Raw genomic sequence first — 6,648 nt, forward strand, 5'->3', positions numbered from 1 at the left:
CAATGTCAGAAGCCAGCAACAAGCCTAGCAGCAAACCTTTGTCTCCTTCCCGCCAGCCGAACGCGCCCGCAGCGCCCGTGGCGGCGGGCCAGCCGCGCCCGGCCGACCAGCGCAACCGGCCGCCGCGCGGTCCGCGCGCCGAGGGCGCGCGCCCGGAAGGACAGGCGCCGCGCGGCCCCCGCGAGGGCCAGCCGAACCAGCCGCGCGCGCCGCGCGAGCCCCGCGCCGACGGCCAGCCCGGCCAGCCACGCGCGCCGCGCGCCGAAGGCCAGCCGAACCAGCCGCGCGCATCGCGCGAGCCTCGCGCCGACGGCCAGCCCGGCCAGCCACGCGCGCCGCGCGAGCCTCGTCTCGACAGTCAACCCGGTCAGCCACGTGCGCCGCGTGAACCGCGCGCCGATGGTCAGCCACAGCCGCCGCGCGCGCCGCGCGCCGACGTCCAGCCGAATCAGCCGGCTGGGGCGCGCGAGCCGCGCCGGCCGCGCCTGACGCCGGAGGAGCAGGCCGCCAAGGCGGCCGAACGCACCTTCCGCAATCCGCTGCCGGAGATCAGCTACCCCGAGGATCTGCCGGTGTCCGGCCGGCGCCAGGAGATCGCCGAGGCGCTGACGAAGAACCAGGTCATCATCGTCTGCGGCGAGACCGGCTCGGGCAAGACCACCCAGTTGCCGAAGATCTGCCTGGAGCTGGGACGCGGCCAGGCCGGCCTGATCGGCCACACCCAGCCACGGCGTATCGCCGCCTCGTCGACCGCCAAGCGCATCGCCCAGGAACTCGGCACGCCGCTCGGCGAGACGGTCGGCTTCAAGGTGCGCTTCGCCGACACCCTGACGCGCGGCGCCTCGGTCAAGCTGATGACCGACGGTATCCTGCTGGCCGAGACGCAGACCGACCCGCTGCTGAAGAACTACGACACCATCATCATCGACGAGGCGCACGAACGCAGCCTGAACATCGACTTCCTGCTCGGCTACCTGAAGCAGCTGCTGCCGCGCCGGCCCGACCTGAAGGTGATCATCACCTCGGCGACCATCGACGCCGAGCGCTTCGCCCGCCACTTCGCCGCCGCCGACAACAAACCGGCGCCGGTGATCGAGGTGTCCGGCCGGCTGTACCAGGTCGAGGTGCGCTACCGCCCGGTCGACCGCGACCAGCCGGCCGGCGGCGCCGACGCCGCCAAGCCGGCGCCGAAGGCCGCCGCCGCGCGCGACAAGCGCGACCTGATGGACGCCGTGGTCGAAGGCGTCGACGAGTTGTGCCGCATCGGCTCGGGCGACGTGCTGGTGTTCCTGCCCGGCGAGCGCGAGATCCGCGACGCCGCCGAGGCGCTGCGCAAGCACCATCCGCCGCACGTCGAGATCCTGCCGCTGTTCGCCCGCCTGTCGGCCGAGGAGCAGGAGCGCGTCTTCAAGACCAGCAACGCGCGCCGCATCGTGTTGGCCACCAACGTCGCCGAGACTTCGCTGACGGTGCCCGGCATCCGCTACGTGGTCGACGCCGGCCTGGCCCGCGTCAAGCGCTACAGCTACCGCAACAAGGTCGAGCAGTTGCAGGTCGAGCCGATCGCCCAGTCGGCCGCCAACCAGCGCGCCGGCCGTTGCGGCCGCGTCGCCGACGGCGTCTGCATCCGTTTGTACGAGGAGCAGGACTATCTGCTGCGGCCGAAGTTCACCGAGCCGGAGATCCTGCGCTCGTCGCTGGCCTCTGTCATTTTGCGCATGAAGTCGCTGCACCTGACCGACGTCGAGACCTTCCCCTTCATCGAACCGCCGCTGGCGCGCGCCATCGCCGACGGCTACCAGCTGTTGCAGGAGCTGGGCGCGGTCGACGAGTACAACCAGCTGACGGCGCTGGGCAACAAGCTGGCCAAGCTGCCGCTCGACCCGCGCGTCGGCCGCATGATCCTGGCCGCGCTGGACAACGTCTGCCTGAGCGAAGTGCTGATCATCGCCTCGGCCTTGTCGGTGCAGGACCCGCGCGACCGGCCGATGGAGCACCAGCAGGCCGCCGACGAGGCGCACAAGAAGTTCGCCGACGAGAAGTCGGAGTTCCTCAGCTATCTGAAAATCTGGAAGTGGTTCGAGGGCGCCATCGAGCACAAGAAGACCAACCGCCAGTTGCAGGACAACTGCCGCGCCAACTTCCTGTCGCAACTGCGCCTGCGCGAATGGCGCGACGTCCACTCGCAGTTGCTGACCATCGTCAAGGAGCAGGGCTGGCGCCTGAACGAGGCGCCGGCCACCTACGAGAACCTGCACTTGGCGCTGCTGACCGGCCTGCTGGGCAATATCGGCTTCAAGGGCGAGGACGAGCCGGGCGCCGGCTTCCTCGGCGCGCGCGGCATCAAGTTCCACGTCTGGCCCGGCTCCTCGCTGCTGAAGAAGCCGGGCAAGTGGATCATGGCGGCCGAACTGGTCGACACCACCCGCCTGTACGCGCGCGGCATCGCGCAGATCCAGCCGGAGTGGCTGGAGAAGGTCGGCGAGCACCTGCTGAAAAAATCCTGGGGCGAGCCGCGCTGGGAGAAACGCTCGGCGCAGGTCACCGCCTCCGAGCGCGCCACCTTGTACGGCCTGGTGGTGTACAGCCAGCGCCGCATCAACTACGGCCTGTTCAACCCGGTCGAGGCGCGCGAGATCTTCATCCGCGACGCCCTGGTCGGCGGCGATTACGAGACGCGCGCGCCGTTCTTCGCCCACAACCATAAGCTGATCAAGGAGATCGAGAACCTGGAGCACAAGTCGCGCCGGATCGACGTGCTGGTCGACGACGAACTGATCGCCGCCTTCTACGACAAGTTGCTGCCGGCCGACGTGGTCAACGGCGCCGGCTTCGAGAAGTGGCACAAGGACGCCACCGCGCAGGAGCCCAAGCTGTTGTTCCTGGTGCGCGACGAGTTGATGCGCCACGAGGCGGCCGGCGTGACCACCGAGCTGTTCCCGAAGATGATGTCGGTGACCGGCCTGGAAATGCTGCTGACCTACCACTTCGAGCCGGGCAGCGTGCGCGACGGCGTCACCATGGCGGTGCCGCTGTACGCGCTGAACCAGTTGCCGCGCGAGCGCTGCGAGTGGCTGGTGCCGGGCATGCTGAAGGAGAAGGTGCATCTGCTGCTCAAGTCGCTGCCGCAAAAGCTGCGGCGCCATTGCGTGCCGCTGCCCGACTACTCGGCCAAGTTCTGCGAGCGCGTGCACGAGGCCGGCGTGTTCGGCCGGGGCGACCTGATCGACGCGATCATCGCCGATATCCGCAGCCAGATCACGGTCTCGGTGTTGACCACCGACTTCAAACCGGAGACCCTGCCGGCGCACCATTTCATGAACTTCAAGGTGATCGACGAGCACGGTCGCCAGCTCGACATGGGCCGCAACCTGGCCACCTTGCAGGCCGAGTTCGGCACCCAGGCGCGCGAGAGTTTCCAGAAGATGGCCGAGGTGTCGGCGCCGCAGGGCGGCGTCAGCGTGCGCGCGCTGGGCACGGGCGGCGCCGGTGCCGGCGGCGTCGGTGCTGTTGCCGGTGGCGCTGTCGGCGCGGCCAAGGGCGGGCAGGGCAACGCCGGCAATGGCGCCAGTGCCGGCGGCGGCAACGCCAATGCCTGCGCCAGCGCCGGCGCGGCGGGCACGGCCAGCAGCGGCATCACCTTGACCTGCTTGAACAGTTGGAGCTTCGGCGAGTTGCCGGAGCTGCTGGAGATCGTCCAGGGCAAGTTGACCTTGATCGGCTTCCCGGCGCTGGTCGACAAGGGCGCGCATTGCGACCTGGAGGTGTTCGACGACCCGACCGTGGCGGCGCGCACCCACCGCGTCGGCCTGCGCCGCCTGTTCGCGCTGCAGTTGAAGGACCAGCTCAAGTACATCGAGAAGAGCATCCCCGGCCTGCAGCAGATGGGCATGCAGTTCATGGCGCTCGGCTCGCAGGAGGAGTTGCGCGACCAGATCATCCACAAGGCGCTGGACATCGCCTGCCTGCAAGACCCGTTGCCAATCGACGCCGCCAGCTTCAACAAGCGCAAGGACGAGGGCAAGTCGCGCCTGGTGTTGTTGGTCAACGAGATCGCCCGACTGCTGGCGCAGGTGCTGACCGAGTTCCACGGCCTGCCCAAGCGTTTGCAGGGTCTGCCTCCGGCGGCGGCGGCCGATATGCAGGCGCAGTTGCAGGGCCTGGTCAACAAGCGCTTTTTGTCGGACAACGACTACGGCCAGTTGGCGCACTTCCCGCGCTATCTGAAGGCGATCAACGTGCGCATCGAGAAGCTGCGTGCCGACCCGGCGCGCGACGCCAAGCTGATGGCCGAGTGGCAGCAGGCCGCCACGCTGTATCTGCGCGCCAGCAAGGACCGTCAGGCCGGCAAGAACACCGATCCGAAAATGACCGAGTTCCGTTGGATGTTGGAGGAGCTGCGGGTCTCGCTCTACGCGCAGGAGCTGCGCACGCCGATGCCGGTGTCGGTCAAGCGCCTGCAAAAGGTGTGGGAGTCGATGCAGCGCTAATGTATGGGCGCAACGCGGCGCAATGCAACGCAACGCGGCGCCGCGCTCACGCGGCGCCCGGTGTCGCCCCTTGCCCGCTCAGTGCCTGCTCAGTGTTCGTAGTCGTGTCCGCTAGCTGCCCGCGCAGTGCCCGTTCAATGCCGTCCCGTTTGCGGCGCATTCGGACTGCGGCCGCTGGTGCGCGGGCGCGTGCCGAAGAAGGTCTGCACCTCGTTGGTCCAGTCGGCGTCGCCCATGTCCGGCCAGTTGTCCTTGGCGAAGCCGGGCGCTTGTTTCAGCTGCGCCTTGTCGACGTCGAGCAGGAAACGCTTGTTGACGGTATCGATCGACAGGTATTCCCAAGGCACGGCGAAGAGTTTTTCACCCAGCCCCAGGATGCCGCCGAAGGACAGCACGGCGTAGGACACCTCGCCGGTCTGCATGTCCAGCATGATTTCCTTGATGTCACCCACGTTCTCGTCCTGCAGGTTGTAGACGTCCTCGCCGATCAGCGTGTCGGCGCCCATCAGGCGCGGGCCGGGGCCGGCGCTGTGGTACTTCCTGTACATGCCAAAAATATCGCGCTCCAGATAGCTCATGGTTGCCTCCAAGATGGGTGTCCTGATCCAGGAATGGATCGGCTGTGTCACCCACAGTAGACATTCGAGCGCCTTGCATGTTTGAGCCATCTCAATCGCGCCGGCGCGCACGATAGGCGCGTCAGCGCACCGAGCGCATCCCATGTTGTCGTTATACTGCAATGCAACACGGAGGTGTCACCATGAGGCTTTTTCAACGAATAACCCGCTTTGAATTAGAGATTTATACGCATGATGCGCGATGTGCGATCGCAGCAATCAAGGCCGGCGGCGGAGGCCCGCGATGGTGAGGTCGACGCTGGGCACGAAAATGCTGCGCAGCCTGCTGCGCTCGGGCAGGGCGCAGCAGCGCAGCGTGGGCAAACTGGTGAGCAAGCTGCTCACGACGGCGGCCAAGCCGGCCAAGAACCAGAGCAAGAGCGTCAAAGCCAAGACCGTCAAGGCCGCAAACGCCACACCGAAGATCGTCAAAGCCAAGGCCGTGCCGCCGCGCGGCGCCGGTCTGAAGGCGCGGGCGGCGCCGGCCACCGTGCCGCCGCTCACCCACGCGCCGCCTGGCGCGGCCGGCAAGTGGCTGGCCTCGCACTATCCTAGCCGAGCGGAGCCGGGCGCGCTGGGCGGCAAGCGCATGAGTTACTGGTTGTATCTGCCGCACGAGGCGCCCGCCGCCGACTCGGCCGGCATGCCGCTGCTGGTGATGTTGCACGGCTGCCAGCAAAGCGCCACCCAGTTCGCCCAGGGCACGCGCATGAACGCGCTGGCGGACAAGGCCGGTTATGCCGTGGTCTATCCGCAGCAACTGCTCAGCTCGCAGGCCCAGCGCTGCTGGAAATGGTATGACAAGGCGACCCAGGAGGGCGGCGGCGATGTGCGTATGCTGGTCGGCATCATCGAGAAGGTGGCGCAGCAGTATCGGATCGACCGGCGGCGCATTTATATCTGCGGCATTTCGGCGGGCGCCGCCATGGCCTATATCGTCGCGCTGAACCATCCCGAGCTGATCGCGGCGGCCGGCCTGCACTCGGCGCCGGCGTTCGGCGCCGGCCACAACCCCATTGGCGCCCTGGGCGTGATGCAACACGGCGCCGGCATGCGGGTGGAGCGGGCGATCCACGAGGTGTTGCTGCGCGAACCGCAGTTCCCGGCCATGCCGACCCTGCTGATCCAGGGCATGGGCGACCAGGTGGTGCGGCCCATCAACCAAAGCCAGTTGACGCGGCAGAGTCTGATGCTCAACCGCATGCGGGCCGGCGCGGAATACAAGGTGACGCACAAGGCCGGCCGGGGAAACAGCCACAACCGGCAGGACATCCACGATTTTTACATAGGCAGGAAATTGATACTGCGCGTGGCGCAGGTGGCGCGACTGGAGCACGCCTGGAGCGGTGGCGACCCCAACCTGGCGTTCAACGCCAAGGCCGGGCCGGACGCCAGCAAGATGATGCTGGACTTTTTCGCGCGGCACCGGCGCTAGGCCGCGCCGGGCCGCGCCGGCTTGCCGGAAGGGTTACAACAGGAAGGCCAGCGCCGCCACGGCGGTCGGCGCCAGCGCGCCCAGCAGCAGGCCGATGGCGCCGATC

At 67.9% G+C, this 6,648-nt stretch carries 3 protein-coding genes and 1 pseudogene (1 of these 4 running past the window's edge); 2 read left to right on the plus strand and 2 right to left on the minus strand.

The window, feature by feature from the left end:
- Positions 1-2: 2 nt before the first annotated feature.
- Positions 3-4,490 (plus strand): ATP-dependent RNA helicase HrpA, encoded by a 4,488-nt coding sequence (gene hrpA, locus H7U20_RS12720; protein ID WP_199759523.1) that lies wholly within the window; start codon positions 3-5, stop codon positions 4,488-4,490.
- Positions 4,491-4,624: 134 nt separating this feature from the next.
- On the opposite strand, the gene H7U20_RS12725 is transcribed toward hrpA, so the two are convergent.
- The gene (locus H7U20_RS12725; protein WP_233410722.1) at positions 4,625-5,080 is read right to left on the minus strand and encodes a PRC-barrel domain-containing protein; all 456 of its coding nucleotides are present in this window, start codon (positions 5,078-5,080) and stop codon (positions 4,625-4,627) included.
- 271 nt (positions 5,081-5,351) lie between these two features.
- Between H7U20_RS12725 and H7U20_RS12730 the strand changes: the two genes are divergently transcribed.
- A complete protein-coding gene (locus tag H7U20_RS12730; protein WP_199759524.1) occupies positions 5,352-6,542 on the plus strand; it encodes an extracellular catalytic domain type 1 short-chain-length polyhydroxyalkanoate depolymerase in 1,191 nt (396 codons plus the stop codon).
- A 33-nt stretch (positions 6,543-6,575) separates the two neighbouring features.
- Here H7U20_RS12730 and H7U20_RS12735 read toward each other — a convergent pair.
- Positions 6,576-6,648, minus strand: a pseudogene (locus tag H7U20_RS12735) (putative Na+/H+ antiporter); it runs 1,194 nt beyond the window's last position.

It is taken from the genome of Rugamonas violacea (genome assembly GCF_016461825.1).
In the GTDB taxonomy this organism is placed as follows: Bacteria; Pseudomonadota; Gammaproteobacteria; order Burkholderiales; family Burkholderiaceae_D; genus Rugamonas.

Coding starts and splice junctions, on each gene's coding strand:
- hrpA (WP_199759523.1), top strand. CDS start 3: ATGTCAGAAGCCAGCAACAAGCCTAGCAGCAAACCTTTGTCTCCTTCC.
- H7U20_RS12730 (WP_199759524.1), top strand. CDS start 5,352: ATGGTGAGGTCGACGCTGGGCACGAAAATGCTGCGCAGCCTGCTGCGC.